A 15,550-nucleotide genomic window follows, 5' to 3' on the forward strand; every position below is an offset into this window, starting at 1 on the left:
GCCGAGCGTTGCCTTCGGCAGGTGACCACAACGAAAAGGCGCGACATTGTTGGGGATAACGGTAGTATTTGCGCATGCGAGGTGGGTGGCAGCCTCCGCTGCCCGACATGCCGGCTCCTCCCCCGGTCCGCGCCTGGGCGCGGCTCACGCCGCCCCTCGGTTACGAGCCGCAGTGGCGGCGGCTGGTGGAGGCCGCCCTGGAGCTGGACCTCGGCCCGGACGCGCTCGCCGAGACCGGGCTCGACCCGCTGGCCGCGGCACGGGACTGGAAGCCGGCCACCGTCGCGCTCTACAGCAAGGTCGCGCGGTACGGCGGGATCGACGTCCCGCAGCCGAGGACCCCGGAGCCCGATCCCCCGGTGCTCGACCTGCGGGAGCTGACCCGGGTGCGCAGCGAGGCGCCGGAGCACCTGCGGTCGGTGGCCTGGTGCGCGATCGCCCTGGGCTGGCCCGGCACCGTGGGGCAGTTCCGCTCGCTGCGACGGGACCAGGTGCGGACCACCGCCCGGCGGCTGCTGATCTCCACCGACGACGGCGAGTGGGCGGTGCCGGGAGCGCTGACGGCCTGGCACGCCTGGGAGGCGGTGCGCAACCGGTTCCCCGCCCTGGCGGCCAGCCCGTGGGTGCTGCCGGCGCTGCGCCGTGGCCCGGGCATCGACTCGCACGTCGGTGGCCGGCTGTCGACCCAGGCGCTGCAGGTGACCTTCGCCAAGCACGCCGTCCGGACGGCGACGGCCATGCGCGCCACCGCCGCCCCGGGCCAGCGCGAGCACGTCGAGGCGCTGGCGGCGGACTACCTGACCCTCTCCTACGACTCCTACCGGCGACTGGCGCTGGCCGGCGGTGCGGCTCCGGTGGGCCCGCGCGGGGCGGTGCGCGCGCTGCGCAGCGTGCACCGGGCGGCCCGGCAGGCCGGCTGAGTCAGCACAGCGCGAGCTGCTCCGGCTCCGGCGGCACGACGGGGACGTGGCCCACCGGCCGGACCGGCAGGCTGCCGGCCGGGAAGCCCACCGACTCGTCCCCGGGCAGGCCGGTGTCCGGCCCGGCGGGTTCCCCGGCCGTCCCTCGGGCGGTGCCGCTGCTCTGCCGGTCCAGGCCGTGCCGGGCCAGCAGCGGGGCGACGCGGCCGGCCAGCCAGGCGCGGTACTCGGCCGGGACGTAAGCGCCGCGGCCGTAGAGCTGGCGGTACCTGCCGACCAGGCCCGGGTGCTCGCGGGCCAGCCAGGCGGTGAACCACTCCCGGGCGCCCGGACGCAGGTGCAGCGGCACCACGGTGACCCCGGTGGCGCCGGCCGCGGCGATGGCCCCGATCGCCGCCTCGAGGTGCTCCAGCCGGTCGGTCAGCCCGGGCAGCACCGGGGCGAGGAACACCCCGCAGGGCAGTCCGGCGTCGGTGATCGCCCGCACCAGGTCCAGCCGGGCGCGCGGCGTCGGGACACCGGGCTCCAGGGCGGCGTGCAGGTCGTCGTCCCAGATGGCCATCGAGACGCCCATCCCGATCGGGACGTCGCGCGAGGCGGCGGCCAGCCGGGGCACGTCGCGCCGGGCCAGCGTGCCCTTGGTGAGGACGGAGAACGGCGTGCCCGAGCGGGCCAGGGCGTCGATGACGCCGGGCATCAGCCGGTACCGGCCCTCGGCCCGCTGGTAGGGGTCGGTGTTGGTGCCCAGCGCCACGTGCTCGCGCTTCCAGCTCGGCCGGGCCAGCTCGCGCCGCAGCACCTCGACGACGTTGGTCTTGACCACGATCTGCTGGTCGAAGTCCGTGCCGCTGTCCAGCTCCAGCCACTCGTGCGTGCTGCGGGCATAGCAGTAGACACAGGCATGTGAGCATCCCCGGAAGGTGTTGACCGTGTAGGCGAACGGCATCGCGGAGCCCGCCGGCACGGCGTTCAGCGCGCTCTTCGCCCGCACCTCGTGGAAGGTCAGCCCGGGGAACTCGGGCACCTCGACGCTGCGCAGCAGACCGCGCACCGTGGGCAGCCCGGGCAGCACCTCGGGCTCGGCCAGGTCGAGCCGTTGGGCGTCCCATCGCATGCCGCCATCCGAACACACGTTCGAAGCGGTGTCCAGCGGCCGCGCGCCGAGGTCAGCGGGGACCGAGCGCGCCGTCCCCCGGCGGACCAGGCTCCTTCAGCTCCACGAAGACGGTGTGCGTCGGGGTCTCACCGGTGTTCTCACCGGAGTGCTCCTGCGCGTCGAGCCAGCGCGCGACCCCCTGCGGCATTTCGACGTCCACGTCCCGGCCGCCGGCGGACAGCCGCCGGCGGAACGACGACAGCGTGACCATGACGCTGTCCGGGTGGTGGTGGGGCGTGGTCCGGTGGCCGGGGGCGTCGGTGTACTCGAGCACCCGGACGCGGGGGTTCTCGAACAGCACCCGGTAGACGTCGGGGTTGGTGGTCACCGGGTCGAGGTCCATCGTCGGACGCTACTGCGGCGGCCCCCGCCCGGACAGGGGTGCGTGCGCGTCAGACGGGCGGGCGGTCCTCGTAGAACGTGGAGAGCACGACCGTCGTCCGGGTGCTGACGTTGGCCGAGGACCGGATCTCGTGCAGCAGCCCCTCGAGCGCGTCCGGGGACGCGACCCGCACCTTGAGGATGTAGCTCTCCACGCCGGCGACCGAGTGGCAGGCCTCGATCGCGGTCAGGTGCGCCAGCCGGGCCGGGGCGTCGTCGGGCTGGCCGACGTCGATCGGCGTGATCGAGACGAACGCCGTCAGCGGCAGGCCGAGCGCCTTGGCGTCCAGCTGCGCGGCGTACCCGGTGATCAGCCCGCGCTGCTCGAGCCGGCGCACCCGCTGGTGCACCGCCGACACCGACAGCCCGACCAGCTCGGCCAGGTCGGTGTAGCTCGCCCGGCCGTCCCGGGCGAGCGCGCTCAGCAGCGCCCGGTCGACGTCCGGGGCGACGGTCGGCGGGTCAGCCGGGGAGTTCGACGAGCTCACGGGTGCCCCCGTTCAGGTTCCGCACGCCGTCGTCGGTGCAGACGACGATGTCCTCGATGCGGGCGCCGTACCGGCCGGGCAGGTAGATGCCCGGCTCGACGGAGAAGGCCATCCCCGGCTCGATCGGCAGGTCGTTGCCCTCGACGATGTAGGGCGCCTCGTGGCTGTCCAGCCCGATGCCGTGCCCGGTGCGGTGGATGAACTGCTCGCCCCAGCCGGCGTCGGTGATCACCTGGCGGGCGACGGCGTCGACCTGGGCGCAGGTGACGCCGGGGCGCACCGCCGCGACGGCCGCCGCCTGGGCCCGCTGCAGCACGCCGTACCAGTCCTTCAGGCTGCGGGCGGCGACCCCGCCGACGAGGTAGGTGCGGGTGCAGTCGGACCGGTAGCCGGTGGCCGTCTCACCGCCGATGTCCACCACCACCACGTCGCCGCCCACGACGACCCGGTCGGACAGCTCGTGGTGCGGGCTGGCCCCGTTCGGGCCCGACCCGACGATGGTGAAGTCCACCGAGACGTGGCCCTCGGCCAGGATCGCCGCGGCGATGTCGGCGCCGACCTCGGCCTCGGTGCGGCCGACCCGCAGCCACTCCCCCATCCGGGCGTGCACGCGGTCGATCGCGGCGGCGGCGAGCGCCAGCTCGGTCACCTCGGCGGGGGTCTTGACCATGCGCAGCCGGTCGACGACGGGGCTGCCGAGCTCGAGCGCCGCACCGGGAAGCGCCCGCTGGACGCCGAGGGCGTGCTCGGCCCAGGTCCGGTTGCCGACCGAGACCCGGGTGGGCGCGCTCCCCAGCCGGGCGGTGACCGCCTCGGCCAGCCGGGCGAACGGGTCCTCGGTCTCGTCCCAGGCCAGCACCTCCAGGCCCAGCGCACCGGCCGGCGAGGCGTCCACCATCGGCGCCTCCAGCCGGGGCACCACCAGCAGCGGCTCGCCGCGGCGCGGCACCACCAGGGCGGTCAGCCGCTCCATCGCGTGGGCGTGGTAGCCGGTGAGGTACCGCAGGTCGGAGCCGGGGGTGACCACGAGGACGTCGATGCCGAGCCCGTCGGCGACCGCGCGGGCGGCGTGCACCCGGTCGACGGGCACGAGCGGGGACGAGGAGGAGGGGACGGCGGCCACGTGCGCAGACTAACCAGCGGCCCGGACGGCCCCGGCCGCCGTCACCGCACCGTTACGGTGCCGTCCGTGACGACGATGCTGCTGGACGCCGCCAGCCTCTACTTCCGCGCCTTCTACGGCGTGCCGACCACCGTCACCACGCCCGACGGCCGCCCGATCAACGCGGTGCGCGGCTTCCTGGACATGACCTCACGGCTGGTCACCGCCCACCGTCCCGACCGCTGGGTGGCCTGCTGGGACGACGACTGGCGGCCGGCGTTCCGGGTGGCCGCGCTGCCCACCTACAAGGCGCACCGGGTCGCTGCCGAGGGCGGTGAGGAGGTGCCCGACGAGCTCGGCCCGCAGGTGCCGGTGCTGGTCGAGGTGCTCGCCGCCGCCGGGCTGGCCCGGGTCGGTGCGCCCGGCTACGAGGCCGACGACGTCATCGGCACGCTGGCCACCCGGGCCCGCGGGCCGGTCGACGTGGTCACCGGCGACCGCGACCTGTTCCAGCTGGTCGACGACGCCCGCGGCGTCCGGGTGCTCTACACCAACCGCGGCATCAACGACCTGGAGTTCGTCGACGAGGCGGCGGTGGCGGCCAAGTACGGCATCCCCGGGCGGGCCTACGCCGACTTCGCGGTGCTGCGCGGCGACCCCAGCGACGGGCTGCCCGGTGTCGTGGGCGTCGGCGCGAAGACGGCGGCCGCGCTGATCAACGAGTTCGGCTCGCTGGCCGGCATCCGGCAGGCCGCCGACTGCGCCGTCGTCCCGAGGCCGCCGCTGACCGCCGCGGTGCTGAAGAAGCTGCACGCCGCGGCGGGCTACCTCGACGCCGCCCCCGAGGTGGTCGCCGTCGTCACCACCATCGACCTGCCACCGGTGGACGGCGACCTCCCCCGCCGGCCGGCCGACCCGGACGCGCTCGCCGCGCTGGCCGCGCAGCACGGGCTGGAGTCCTCGGTGCGCCGGCTCGGCGCCGCGCTGGGCTGGGAACGGGACTGACCGGCCTCAGCCGTCGGACCAGGTGTAGTCCCCGTCGTCGCTGGTGATCGTGATGGTGATGGTCATCGGGTCGCCGTCGGCCGTGGTGCCGTCGCACTCGTAGCTGGCACCGGTCTCGACCGGCATCTCCTGCGCGCAGTCCAGCTCCAGGCCCACGCCCTCGCGCTGCTCGAACTGGGCGGCGACGTCGCGCTGCACGGCCTGCGGGTCCAGCCGGGTGGAGCCGAGGACGACCGGCAGGGTGATGGCCAGGCCGACCACCAGGACGGCGAGGAGCACCAGACCGAGGACCTTGGGCCTCCGGGACCGCCGCGCGGGCTGCTCAGGCTGCCCCCAGGCGCCGTACTGGCCGTAGGGGGTGCCGTGCTGCCCCGGCTGGCCGTACCGGGGTTGCCCGTACGGCGGCTGGCCGTACTGGGGTTGCCCGTAGCCGGGCTGCCCGTACTGCGGTTGGCCGTAGGCAGGCTGACCGTACTGCGGCTGCCCGTAGCCGGGTTGGCCGTACTGCGGTTGGCCGTACTGCGGTTGCCCGTACGGGGGCTGGCCGTGCGGAGACTGCCCGTGGCCCGGCTGCCCGTACTGCGGCTGCCCGTACTGCGGCTGCCCGTACTGCGGCTGCCCGTACTGCGGCTGCCCGTACTTTGGCTGGCCGTACGGCGGCTGCCCGGACGACGGCTGGCCGTACCGGTTCCCGTACCCGGACGGCGGCCCCCAGCCCTGGTCCGGAGCAGGCTGCTGGTACCCCGACGGCTGCTGTCCCGAGGGCTGTTGCCCCGGCGGCTGCTGCCCGGACGGCGGTCCCCAGCCGGGCGCAGGCGGGCGGGGGTCCTGCGGCTCCTCGCCCTGCGGCGGCTGGCTCATCGTCGCTCCTCGGTCGGACGTCGCGCTCCCGGGCACGGCGGCATGCGGCGGGGCGCCCGATTCTGTCGTACCGCGACCGCGGTGGCCCGGCACACCGGCTGCGGCGCGCTCAGCCGCTGACCGCGACGGCCACGACCCCGCGGCGCACCCGGCCGACCGCCGACCGGGCGATGCCGGCGAGCGGCTGGTCGGCCACCTTGGCCAGCTGGTCGAGCAGGTCGACCAGCTGCCGCGCCCAGCGCACGAAGTCCCCGCCGGAGAGCTCGGTGCCGGCCTGCTCGGCCCCGGCCAGCACCCGGTCCAGGCTCTGCCCGTCGGCCCAGCGGTAGGCGGCCCAGACGAAGCCGAGGTCCAGCTCGCGGGTCACCGGCACCTCGTGCTCGCGCTCCACGTCGGCCAGCCGGTCGTGCACCCGGCGCATCCCCGCCAGCGCCGCGGTGACCTTGCCGGCCGGCACCGACGGCGAGCCCGGCCCCTCCCGGCGCGCCTCGAAGACCAGCGCCGACACGCAGCCGGCGAGCTCGGCGGGGGTGAGCCCGCGGAACACCCCGGCCCGCAGGCACTCGGCGGTGAGCAGGTCGGTCTCCGACCAGATCCGGCTCAGCCGCCGGCCGTCGTCGGTGACCACCGGCGACTCCTCCGGCGGCACGCCGTCCTCGGGCGGCTCGACCGGCAGCTCGGCCACCGGGTGCAGGTAGCCCAGCTCCTGCAGCACGTCGCAGGTGTGGTCGAACTGCCGGGTCAGCGACCCGGTCCGGTCGGCGATCTGCCGGCGCAGCCGTTCGGCGTCCCGCAGCTCGCGCAGCCAGCGGTCGGCGGCGCGCACCCGCTCCTCGCGGTCGGGCAGCGCGTGCACCGGATGGGCGCGCAGCGCGTGCCGCAGGTCGGCCAGCACCGGGTCGTCGGCCGCGGCCGAGCGGCCCCGGGTGCGCCGGGCGCCCAGGTCGTTCTCCATCCGGGCGGTGCGCAGCGTGGCGGCGAGGTCCCGGCGCGCGTGCGGGCTGCGGTGGTTGAAGTTCTTCGGCACCCGCACCCGGGCCAGCGCCGTCACCGGCGACGGGAAGTCGACCGAACCCAGCCGGCCGGCCCACTTGTCCTCGGTGAGCACCAGCGGCCGCGGGTCGGACAGCTCCGTGGTGCCCGGGTCCAGCACGACGGCCAGGCCCTGACGTCGTCCGCTGGGCACCCGGATCACGTCACCGGCGCGCAGCGCGGCCAGCGACTCGGCGGCGTCCAGCCGGCGCTTGGCCTGCGAGTCGCGGGACAGCGCCTTCTCGCGCTCGGTGATCTCCAGCCGCAGCCGGGCGTACCCGGCGACGTCCAGCGCGGCGTTCGAGAGCCCGCCGTTCATCTCCTTGAGCAGCCGGGCGGCGTCCTCCTCGTGCCGGGCCGCGGACCGGGCCAGGCCGACCACCGAGCGGTCGGCCTGGAACTGGGCGAAGGAGGCGGCGAGCAGCTCCCGGGCGCGTTCCCGGCCGAACGCACCGACCAGGTTGACCGCCATGTTGTAGCTGGGCCGGAACGACGAGCGCAGCGGGTAGGTGCGGGTGCTGGCCAGCCCGGCGACCACCGCCGGGTCGACCCCCGGCGCCCAGACGACGACCGCGTGCCCCTCGACGTCGATGCCGCGGCGCCCGGCCCGACCGGTGAGCTGGGTGTACTCCCCCGGCGTCACGTCGGCGTGCGCCTCGCCGTTCCACTTGACCAGCTTCTCCAGGACGACGGTGCGGGCCGGCATGTTGATGCCCAGGGCCAGCGTCTCGGTGGCGAACACCGCCTTGACCAGGCCGCGGACGAAGCACTCCTCGACGGTCTCCTTGAACGCGGGCACCAGCCCGGCGTGGTGGGCGGCGACCCCGGCCAGCAGGCCCTCCCGCCACTCCCAGAAGCCGAGGACGTGCAGGTCCTCCTCCGGCAGCGAGCCGGTGCGCCGGTCGATGACCTCGGCGATCGCGGCCCGCTCGCTCTCGTCGGTGAGCCGCATCCCCGAGCCCAGGCACTGGTGGACGGCGGCGTCGCAGCCGGCGCGGCTGAACACGAAGGTGATGGCCGGCAGCAGCCCGGCGCGGTCCAGCCGCTCGACCACCTCCGGGCGGGACGGCGGCCGGTACCGCGGCCGGTGCCCGCTGCCGCCGGAGCTCCCCCGCAGGCCGCCGCCCCCACCGCCGTGCCAGGAGTCGTACCGCCGGTCCTGCTCGTGGACGTAGCGCACCAGCTCCGGGTCGACGACCGCCCGGCCGCGCTCCCGGGTGGACAGCCCCCGCGGGGTCTGCTCCCACTCCCCCGCGTGCGCGGCCGGCCGCAGCGCGAACAGGTCGAACACCCGGCCGCCGACGAGCATGTGCTGCCACAGCGGGATCGGCCGGACCTCGCTGACCACGACTGCGGTGTCCCCGCGCACGGTGACCAGCCAGTCGGCGAACTCCTCGGCGTTGCTCACCGTCGCCGACAGCGACACCAGCCGGACGTGCTCGGGCAGGTGGATGATCACCTCCTCCCAGACCGCGCCGCGGAACCGGTCGGCGAGGTAGTGCACCTCGTCCATCACCACGTAGCCGAGGTCGGTCAGCGTCGGGGAGTCGACGTAGAGCATGTTGCGCAGCACCTCGGTGGTCATCACCACCACCGGGGCGTCGCCGTTGACGGCGTTGTCCCCGGTGAGCAGACCGACCCGCTCGGCGCCGTACCGGTCGCACAGGTCGCTGTACTTCTGGTTGGACAGCGCCTTGATCGGCGTGGTGTAGAAGGCCTTGCGGCCCTCCTGCAACGCCTTGTGGACGGCGAACTCGCCGACGACGGTCTTCCCGGCGCCGGTCGGGGCGCACACGAGCACACCCGAACCCTCCTCCAGGGCCTCGCACGCCTCCACCTGGAACGGGTCCAGGGAGAAGCCGAGCTCGGCGGTGAAGTCCGCGAGGGTGGGGTGTGCGGTGCGCCGGCGGGCAGCTGCGTACCGCTCGGCCGGGCTGGACATGCCCCCACCGTATGCGCGGTCGGCCGCTCCGGCCCCAGGTCGTCCCGAACCCACAGGTCCCGCCGTCCCGGCGGCTCCTTACGTCGGCGCTACACCGCCTGGCGTGCACTCCTCCCAGTCGCCCGGACCCGCCGGGTGCCCAGGAGGGAGCCCCCCGTGACGCGGATCCGCGCCACCCTCGCCGCCGGTCTGTCGGCCGGCGCACTCGCCGTCGCCCTCGTCGCGGCGTGCGCACCGGCCGCCGACAGCGCGTCAGCCGGTCCCGCGCCCAGCAGCGCTTCCAGCAGCGTCCCGGGTCCCGTGCCCGGCGCGGTCGCCGACGACGTCGGCACCCCGCCCCGGGACGCGCCCGACCAGCGGGGGCCGATCACGGCGGCGGACGGGTGGCTGCCCGAGGGGCAGAGCCTGGACCCCGACGACACCGCCTCCCCCGCGCTGGCCCGGTTGGACCCGGCGCTGCTGACCGCGGTGCAGCAGGCCGCCCAGGAGGCGGCAGCGGCCGGGGTCGAGATCCGGATCAGCTCAGGCTGGCGCAGCGCCGCCCTGCAGGCGGACCTGCTGGCGGCCGCGGTACGCCGCTACGGCAGCACCGAGGAGGCCCGGCGCTGGGTGAACACGCCGGAGCGGTCGACGCACGTGTCCGGCCGGGCGGTCGACGTCGCCTCCGCCGACGCCGCGAGCTGGCTGAGCCAGCACGGCGACGAGTTCGGCCTGTGCCAGACCTACGCCAACGAGCTGTGGCACTACGAGCTGGCGACCGGACCGGGCGGCACCTGCCCGCCCCAGCTCGCCGACGCCGCCGGCTGAACCCGGTGTCCGCACCCCGCCGTCCCCCGGCGGCCACGAAGACGGCCATCTTCGTCCCCCGGGTCAGCGCCGAAGATGGCCATCTTCGTGGGAGGGGGGACGGCGACCGGTGCCGACGACGGCGACGGCGCCCGGCACGCACACCGACACCGCCGGCAGCGCGGACACCGACTCACCGTCGGCGTAGGTGGTCGGGCCGTCGCCGTCCAGCCGCACCTCACGGCCGCGCAGCACGGTGACCGCCGGGTGCTGGACGTGGGTGCCGGCGGCCAGCCGGGGCCGGGTGCGCGCCAGCTCGCGCCGGCTGACCGGCCCGACGACGACGACGTCCAGCAGTCCGTCGGCCGGGTCGGCGCCCGGGGCGATCTGCAGCCCGCCGCCGTACCAGGCGGTGTTCGCGACCGAGATCATCGTGACGAGCAGCTGCTGCCCGACCCCGTCCACGGTCAGCGCCAGCTCGCGCGGTCGCAGCCGGGCCAGCTCGGCGAGGACGGCGACGTCGTAGCGCCGTGGACCGCGCGGCCAGGGCAGCCGGTTCGCCCGGTCGGTGACCGCCGAGTCGAACCCGCAGCACAGCACCGTGCCCCACCAGCGGTCACCGGTGCGGGCGGCGTCCACCCGACGACGGACGCCGGAGAGCACGTCCACGGCCACCGCCCGGGCCGCCGCGACCGGGTCGGCCGGGACACCCAGGGCGTGCGCCAGGTCGTTGCCGGTGCCGGAGGGCAGCAGAGCCAGCGCGGTCGTCGTCCCCGCCACCGCCTGGAGGACCGCGTGCGCGGCGCCGTCCCCACCGAGGGCGGCGACCGCCGCCACCCCGTCGGCCACCGCGGCCGCGGCCAGCCGCTCGGCGTCGGCCCGGCTCGTGGCGGTCAGCAGCACCGGGGTCACCCCGGCGCCGGCCAGCGCCGCCGTCACGGCAGGGACGGCGCGGGCGCCCCGCCCCCGGCCCGCCGCGGCGTTGACCAGCACGGCGACCTCAGGTGCCCTGGACATGCTCACCGCGGGGCGGTCAGCGCTGGGTGGTCGCCGGCTCGTCCAGCGGGCTGGGCGTGGTGTCCAGCGGGCTGGGCGTCGTGTCCAGCGCGCTCGGTCCCTCGACCAGCGGTGAGGCCTCGCCGTCGTCCAGGTCGGCCAGGCCCTCGGCAGCGGCCTTCTTCGCCCGCCGCTTGTCCACGAACCGGGCGATCTGGATGGCGATCTCGAACAGCACGCACATCGGGCCGGCCATCAGCAGCATCGTGAACGGGTCCTGCGTCGGGGTGATGAAGGCGGCGAAGACGATGGTGAGGAAGTAGATCCAGCGGCGCCCCTTGGACAGCGCCTCGTGCGACAGCACCCCGATGAGGTTGAGCGCCACCGCGATCAGCGGCAGCTCGAAGCTGACGCCGAAGGCGACCAGCAGCGAGATGACGAAGCCGATGTACTCCTCGGCGGTGAGCGCCACGACCACGCCCTCACCGGCCAGCCCCAGCAGCAGCCGCAGGCCCGCGGACAGCGAGAGGTAGGCCAGCGCGGCACCGAGGGCGAACAGCAGGGAGGAGACGGCGACGAAGCCCACGCCGTAGCGCTTCTCGCTCCGCTTCAGCCCCGGGGTGAGGAACGCCCAGAGCTGGTACAGCCAGAAGGGGGCCGACAGGACGACGCCGGCGATGAAGCTGATCTTCAGCCGGATCAGCGCGCCGCCGAAGACGTTGGTCACCAGCAGGCCGCAGCTGCCGTCGGCGTCGTTGTAGCGCAGGTCGTACGGGAGGTTGCAGTACGGCGCCCTGATGAAGTCACCCAGGCCGTGCTCGTACCACCAGAACGCGACCGCGGTGCCGATCAGCACGAACAGCAGCGCGATGCCGATCCGGTTGCGCAACTCGCGGAGATGGCCGATGAGGCTCATCGTCGCCGCGGCGTCCCGTTCGGGACGCCGCGGTCGACGGTCGCGCGTTCGCCCTGCCAAGGTCACGGGCGGCAGACGGGAGAGCGGGTCAGCGGGCGCTGTCGGCGACGGCCGACGCGCGGGCCTGCTCGGCGGCCGCGCGGGCCTGGGCGGCACGCGCCTCGGCGGCACGGGCCTCGGCCTCGTAGTCGACGACGGCCGGCGCCGGAGCCGGGGCCTGGGCCGCAGCCGGGGGGACGAGCTGACCGGTCACCGGAGCGGTGCGGGCCTCGTCCTTGGCGCGGACGTCGTCGTCCTTCATGCCCTTCATCTCGCTCTTGAAGATGCGCATCGAGCGCCCCATCGAGCGGGAGGCGTCGGGCAGCTTCTTGTAACCGAAGAGCAGCAGGACGGCCAGGATGATGAGGCCGATCTCCATGGGACCGAGGTTCATCGGACTCCTCCGAGTCGTGGGGGGCGTGCCGGGCTGACTCTACGCCGGGGACACCAGGGGTCCAGGGCCGCGCACGGCTGTACGCACGCCGTCCACCTGGGGTTCAGTCGTCGGTCTCCGACCGGAGGGCGCGCTGGGCGGCGGCCCGGTCGGCCGCGGCCTGGGCCTCGGCCAGCAGCGGCGCCACGTCGCGCTCGAGTCCGCGCAGCTCACGGCTGAGCCGCCCGGCGGCGCCGAGCAGGCTGTAGGCCAGCACGCCGAGCACCAGCAGCGCGAGCACGGCCACGACGATCCACACGATCAGCACCACGGGGACGACCCTAACCGCCGCGGGTGCGGGGCCGCCGCGCCGTCAGTCCGCGTACCGCGCCAGCGCAGCTCGGGCCTCCCCGGCCACCTGGGCGGCCAGCTCCGCCGGCTCGTCCACGGTGGCGGCGCCGCCGAGGGAGGCGACCAGCCGGCGGGCCCAGGCGAGGTCGGAGGTGCGCACCGCCACGGCGAGGCCGCCGGGCGGGTCGGTCACCTCGGCCTGCTCCTCCACGGGGTAGTAGTCGGCGATCCAGCGGGCGGTGCGGGCCAGCCGCAGCCGCACCAGCGGCGCCTCGGCCGGCGGCTGGTAGAGCCCGTCGTCCAGGTCGCGCTCGTGCGCCTCCGGCGGCGGTGCGGCCGGCTCGTCGAGCACCGTGACGTCGTCGATGCGGTCCAGCCGGAACAGCCGGGTGCCCTCGACGTTGCGGCACCACGCCTCCAGGTACCAGTGCCCGTCGACCAGCAGCAGCCGCATCGGGTCGACGGTGCGCTCGGTGCGCTCGTCCCGGCTGGGCACGTAGTAGTGCAGGTGCAGCGCCCGGTGCCGCTCCAGCCCGGCCCGGACGACGGCCAGCGACTGCTCCCGGGCATCGACGCTGACCACCACCGGCGCTGAGGCCTCGGCGGGGTGCCCAGCGGCCGCGGACACCTTGGCCAGCGCCCGGCTCACCGCCTCGCCCTCGGCCAGGCCCGGCAGCTCGAGCAGGGTGCGCAGCGCGACGATGAGCGCGACCGCCTCGTCGGTGGACAGCTTGAGCGGCCGGACCATGCCCGCGGTGAAGGTGACCCGGACCCGGTCGCCCTCGAAGGCGAGGTCGATGAGGTCGCCGGGCCCGTGCCCGGGCAGCCCGCAGACCCACAGCAGGTCCAGGTCGCGGCGCAGCTGGGCCTCGGTGACGCCGAAGTCGGCGGCGGCGTCGGCCAGCCGGACGCCGTCCGGGCGGGCCTGCAGGTAGGGCACCAGGGCCAGCAGCCGGGTCATCCGCTCGGCGGTGCTCGGCGCGGTCATGCCCGGCCGTCCAGCGCGGCGAGCCGGGTGAGCCGCTCCACGACCGCCTCCCGCATCCGCTGCGGCGCCTCGACCAGCACGTCGCGACCGTAGGCGGCGAGCTGGTCGGCCAACGACCAGGGCTCGGTGGTGCGCAGCTGCAGCCGGTCGTCGCCGTCGTCGGCGGGGCCCAGCGGCTCGGCGTGCCGGCGCAGCCCGATGGCCGTGCCGGGCCGGGCGCGGACGATCACCAGGTGCTCCTCCCGCGCCTCCTGGCCGGCCACCACCGCGGCCAGGTCCAGGTCGGCGGGCGGGGTGAAGGCGCCGGACGGCCCGCTGGCCCGCGGCGTGCCGGTGACCCGGGACAGCCGGAACACCCGGGGGGCGGCGCGGTCCAGGTCGTGCCCGACGAGGTACCAGCGGCCGTGCCAGGCGACCACGCCCCACGGCTGCACCCGGCGGCGGCTGGCCTTGTCGGCGTCCGGACGGCGGTAGTCGAAGGCGAGCACCCGCCGGTCGCGGGCTGCCGCGTAGCAGGGCTCGAAGGCGGGCTCCCCGGCGTCCAGGCGCGGCTGGATCGGGATGCCGCGGGACTGGTCGACCTCCACCCCGGCGGCCCGGAGCTTGACCAGTGCGCTCTGCGCGGCGCCGGCCAGCTGGGCGGACTGCCACAGCCGCAGCGCCAGGCCGACGGCGGCGGCCTCCTCGCCGGTGAGGGTGATCTCGGGCAGCTCGTAGTCGGCCCGCGCGATGCGGTAGCCGTCCTCGGTGTCGAAGGCGCTGGTGCGGCCGGTCTCCAGCGGGACGCCGATCTCGCGCAGCTCGGCCTTGTCCCGCTCGAACATCCGCTTGAACGCCTCGTCGGCCCGCTCGGTGCCGTCGTCGGGCTCGTACCCGGGCACCGTGGCGCGGATCTTGGCCGCCGACACGTACTGCCGGGTGCCCAGCAGGGCGATGACCAGGTTGACCAGTCGTTCCGCCCGCTTGGCTGCCACGCGCACAGGCTAGTGCCCCCGGCTGCTTACCCTCTCCCGGTGACCGGTGCCCCCTCCCCCGTCCCTGGTTCCCGCATCCGCTGGCGGCGCGGCCGGGTCGTCGCGCTCGGCCGGTCCTGGCGCGACGCCCAGGAGATGACCGTCGAGGTGGCCGGCGACGGGACGCTGAAGGCGCTGGCGCACCCCTCGGTCGTCGGCTCCCCGGAGGTCGGCGACGAGGTGCTGCTCAACACCACCGCGTGGGCGCAGCGGCTGGGCACCGGCGGGTACGCGCTGGTGGTCGCCGTCCCTGACCGGCTGCCGGCTGACCCGACCGGGCCGGGGCACCTGGTCAAGGGCCGCTACACGCCGCTGCAGGTGACGGTGCAGGGCGTGGACGAGCAGGAGACCGAGCACCACCGGGCGATCGCCGACGCCGAGGACCTCGGTGGGATGCCGGTGGTCGTGGCCGACCTGCACTCGGCGCTGCCCGCGGTGCTGGCCGGGGTGCAGGCCACCGACCCGGCGCTGCGGGTCGCCTACGTGATGACCGACGGCGGGGCGCTGCCGGCCGCGTTCTCCCGCACGCTGGACGCCCTCGCCGGGTCGCTGGCCGGGGTGGTCACCGTCGGCCAGTCCTTCGGCGGCGACCTGGAGGCGGTCACCGTGCACACCGGGCTGCTGGCCGCCCGGCACGTGCTGCGGGCCGACGTCACCGTGGTCACCCAGGGCCCGGGCAACCTGGGCACCGGGACGCCGTGGGGGTTCTCCGGCGTCGCCGCCGGGGAGGCCTGCAACGCGGTGCACGTGCTCGGTGGGCAGACCGTCGGGGCGCTGCGGATCTCCGACGCCGACCCGCGCCCCCGGCACCGCGGCGTCTCGCACCACTCGCTGACCGCGTTCGGCCGGGTCGCGCTGGGCGGGGTGGCCCTGGTGGCGCCGCGCGGGCTGGGCTCGGACCTGGGCAGCCAGGTCGAGGAGGACCTGGCCGGCCAGCCCCAGCGCAACCGGGTCGAGTGGGTGGACACCGAGGGCCTGGAGACGGCGCTGGAGGCGCTGCCGGTGCGGCTGTCGACCATGGGCCGGGGCCTGGCCGAGGACCGCGCCTACTTCCTGGCCGCGGCCGCCGCCGGCCGGTACGCCGCGCAGCTCACCCTGTTCGGCCCGCTGCCCGGCTGACGCCGCCGTCCGTCCGGCGTTGCACGCCCTTCGGGCGCGTTGCCCGTGCTGCAGCGCGTGCAGTGCAGACGCAACGCGGGCA

General features: G+C 75.7%; 16 protein-coding genes. 4 read left to right on the forward strand and 12 right to left on the reverse strand.

Going from position 1 to position 15,550, the window contains the following annotated elements; translation table 11 throughout:
* The first annotated feature begins 107 nt into the window (after positions 1-107).
* Positions 108-920, forward strand: coding sequence for a hypothetical protein (locus HL054_RS07345; RefSeq protein ID WP_369138226.1), 813 nt, complete (start codon positions 108-110; stop codon positions 918-920).
* Position 921: 1 nt separating this feature from the next.
* On the opposite strand, the gene HL054_RS07350 is transcribed toward HL054_RS07345, so the two are convergent.
* Genes HL054_RS07350 through HL054_RS07365 form a run of 4 tightly spaced genes read right to left on the reverse strand, consistent with a single transcriptional unit; the run spans position 922 to position 4,068 of the window.
* Complete coding sequence (locus HL054_RS07350) at positions 922-2,034, reverse strand: Rv2578c family radical SAM protein (RefSeq protein WP_369138227.1); 1,113 nt, start codon at positions 2,032-2,034, stop codon at positions 922-924.
* Between the two features lie 52 nt (positions 2,035-2,086).
* Positions 2,087-2,419, reverse strand: a complete 333-nt coding sequence (locus tag HL054_RS07355) for a cytoplasmic protein (RefSeq protein WP_369138228.1) — start codon at positions 2,417-2,419, stop codon at positions 2,087-2,089.
* 49 nt (positions 2,420-2,468) lie between these two features.
* Positions 2,469-2,945 carry an Lrp/AsnC family transcriptional regulator gene (locus tag HL054_RS07360; RefSeq protein WP_369138230.1) on the reverse strand — a complete coding sequence of 159 codons (477 nt, stop codon included), beginning with the start codon at positions 2,943-2,945 and terminating at the stop codon, positions 2,469-2,471.
* On the reverse strand, positions 2,920-4,068 hold the full coding sequence (locus HL054_RS07365) for a M24 family metallopeptidase (protein ID WP_369138231.1): 1,149 nt from the start codon (positions 4,066-4,068) through the stop codon (positions 2,920-2,922). The genes HL054_RS07360 and HL054_RS07365 overlap by 26 nt, the downstream gene beginning before the upstream one ends.
* A 75-nt stretch (positions 4,069-4,143) precedes the next feature.
* Between HL054_RS07365 and HL054_RS07370 the strand changes: the two genes are divergently transcribed.
* Positions 4,144-5,052, forward strand: coding sequence for a 5'-3' exonuclease (locus tag HL054_RS07370; RefSeq protein WP_369139077.1), 909 nt, complete (start codon positions 4,144-4,146; stop codon positions 5,050-5,052).
* A gap of 6 nt (positions 5,053-5,058) precedes the next feature.
* Here the strand turns inward: HL054_RS07370 and HL054_RS07375 are convergent, their stop codons facing one another.
* Together HL054_RS07375 and HL054_RS07380 are read right to left on the reverse strand one after the other, a co-directional pair.
* Positions 5,059-5,913, reverse strand: coding sequence for a DUF4333 domain-containing protein (locus tag HL054_RS07375; RefSeq protein WP_369138232.1), 855 nt, complete (start codon positions 5,911-5,913; stop codon positions 5,059-5,061).
* 109 nt (positions 5,914-6,022) lie between these two features.
* On the reverse strand, positions 6,023-8,887 hold the full coding sequence (locus tag HL054_RS07380; protein WP_369138233.1) for a DEAD/DEAH box helicase: 2,865 nt from the start codon (positions 8,885-8,887) through the stop codon (positions 6,023-6,025).
* 156 nt (positions 8,888-9,043) lie between these two features.
* Here HL054_RS07380 and HL054_RS07385 point away from each other — a divergent pair, with 156 nt between their 5' ends.
* Entirely contained in the window at positions 9,044-9,694 is a 651-nt protein-coding gene (locus HL054_RS07385; RefSeq protein WP_369138234.1) for a D-alanyl-D-alanine carboxypeptidase family protein, read from the forward strand.
* Between the two features lie 63 nt (positions 9,695-9,757).
* On the opposite strand, the gene HL054_RS07390 is transcribed toward HL054_RS07385, so the two are convergent.
* The 6 genes from HL054_RS07390 to HL054_RS07415 form a co-directional block, all read right to left on the reverse strand.
* A complete protein-coding gene (locus HL054_RS07390) occupies positions 9,758-10,690 on the reverse strand; it encodes a diacylglycerol/lipid kinase family protein (RefSeq protein WP_369138236.1) in 933 nt (310 codons plus the stop codon).
* 16 nt (positions 10,691-10,706) lie between these two features.
* A complete protein-coding gene (gene tatC / locus HL054_RS07395; protein ID WP_369138237.1) occupies positions 10,707-11,585 on the reverse strand; it encodes a twin-arginine translocase subunit TatC in 879 nt (292 codons plus the stop codon).
* An 88-nt stretch (positions 11,586-11,673) separates the two neighbouring features.
* Positions 11,674-12,018 carry a Sec-independent protein translocase subunit TatA gene (gene tatA, locus HL054_RS07400; protein ID WP_369138239.1) on the reverse strand — a complete coding sequence of 115 codons (345 nt, stop codon included), beginning with the start codon at positions 12,016-12,018 and terminating at the stop codon, positions 11,674-11,676.
* A gap of 103 nt (positions 12,019-12,121) precedes the next feature.
* Positions 12,122-12,328, reverse strand: a complete 207-nt coding sequence (locus HL054_RS07405; protein WP_369138240.1) for a hypothetical protein — start codon at positions 12,326-12,328, stop codon at positions 12,122-12,124.
* Between the two features lie 42 nt (positions 12,329-12,370).
* Positions 12,371-13,336 carry a helix-turn-helix transcriptional regulator gene (locus HL054_RS07410; protein WP_369138241.1) on the reverse strand — a complete coding sequence of 322 codons (966 nt, stop codon included), beginning with the start codon at positions 13,334-13,336 and terminating at the stop codon, positions 12,371-12,373.
* On the reverse strand, positions 13,333-14,310 hold the full coding sequence (locus tag HL054_RS07415; protein ID WP_369138242.1) for a helix-turn-helix transcriptional regulator: 978 nt from the start codon (positions 14,308-14,310) through the stop codon (positions 13,333-13,335). The genes HL054_RS07410 and HL054_RS07415 overlap by 4 nt, the downstream gene beginning before the upstream one ends.
* 39 nt (positions 14,311-14,349) lie before the next feature.
* Here HL054_RS07415 and HL054_RS07420 point away from each other — a divergent pair, with 39 nt between their 5' ends.
* A complete protein-coding gene (locus HL054_RS07420) occupies positions 14,350-15,468 on the forward strand; it encodes a DUF3866 family protein (RefSeq protein WP_369138243.1) in 1,119 nt (372 codons plus the stop codon).
* The last annotated feature ends 82 nt before the right edge of the window (positions 15,469-15,550 follow it).

It is taken from the genome of Modestobacter versicolor (assembly GCF_041028285.1).
GTDB lineage: Bacteria > Actinomycetota > Actinomycetes > Mycobacteriales > Geodermatophilaceae > Modestobacter > Modestobacter versicolor_A.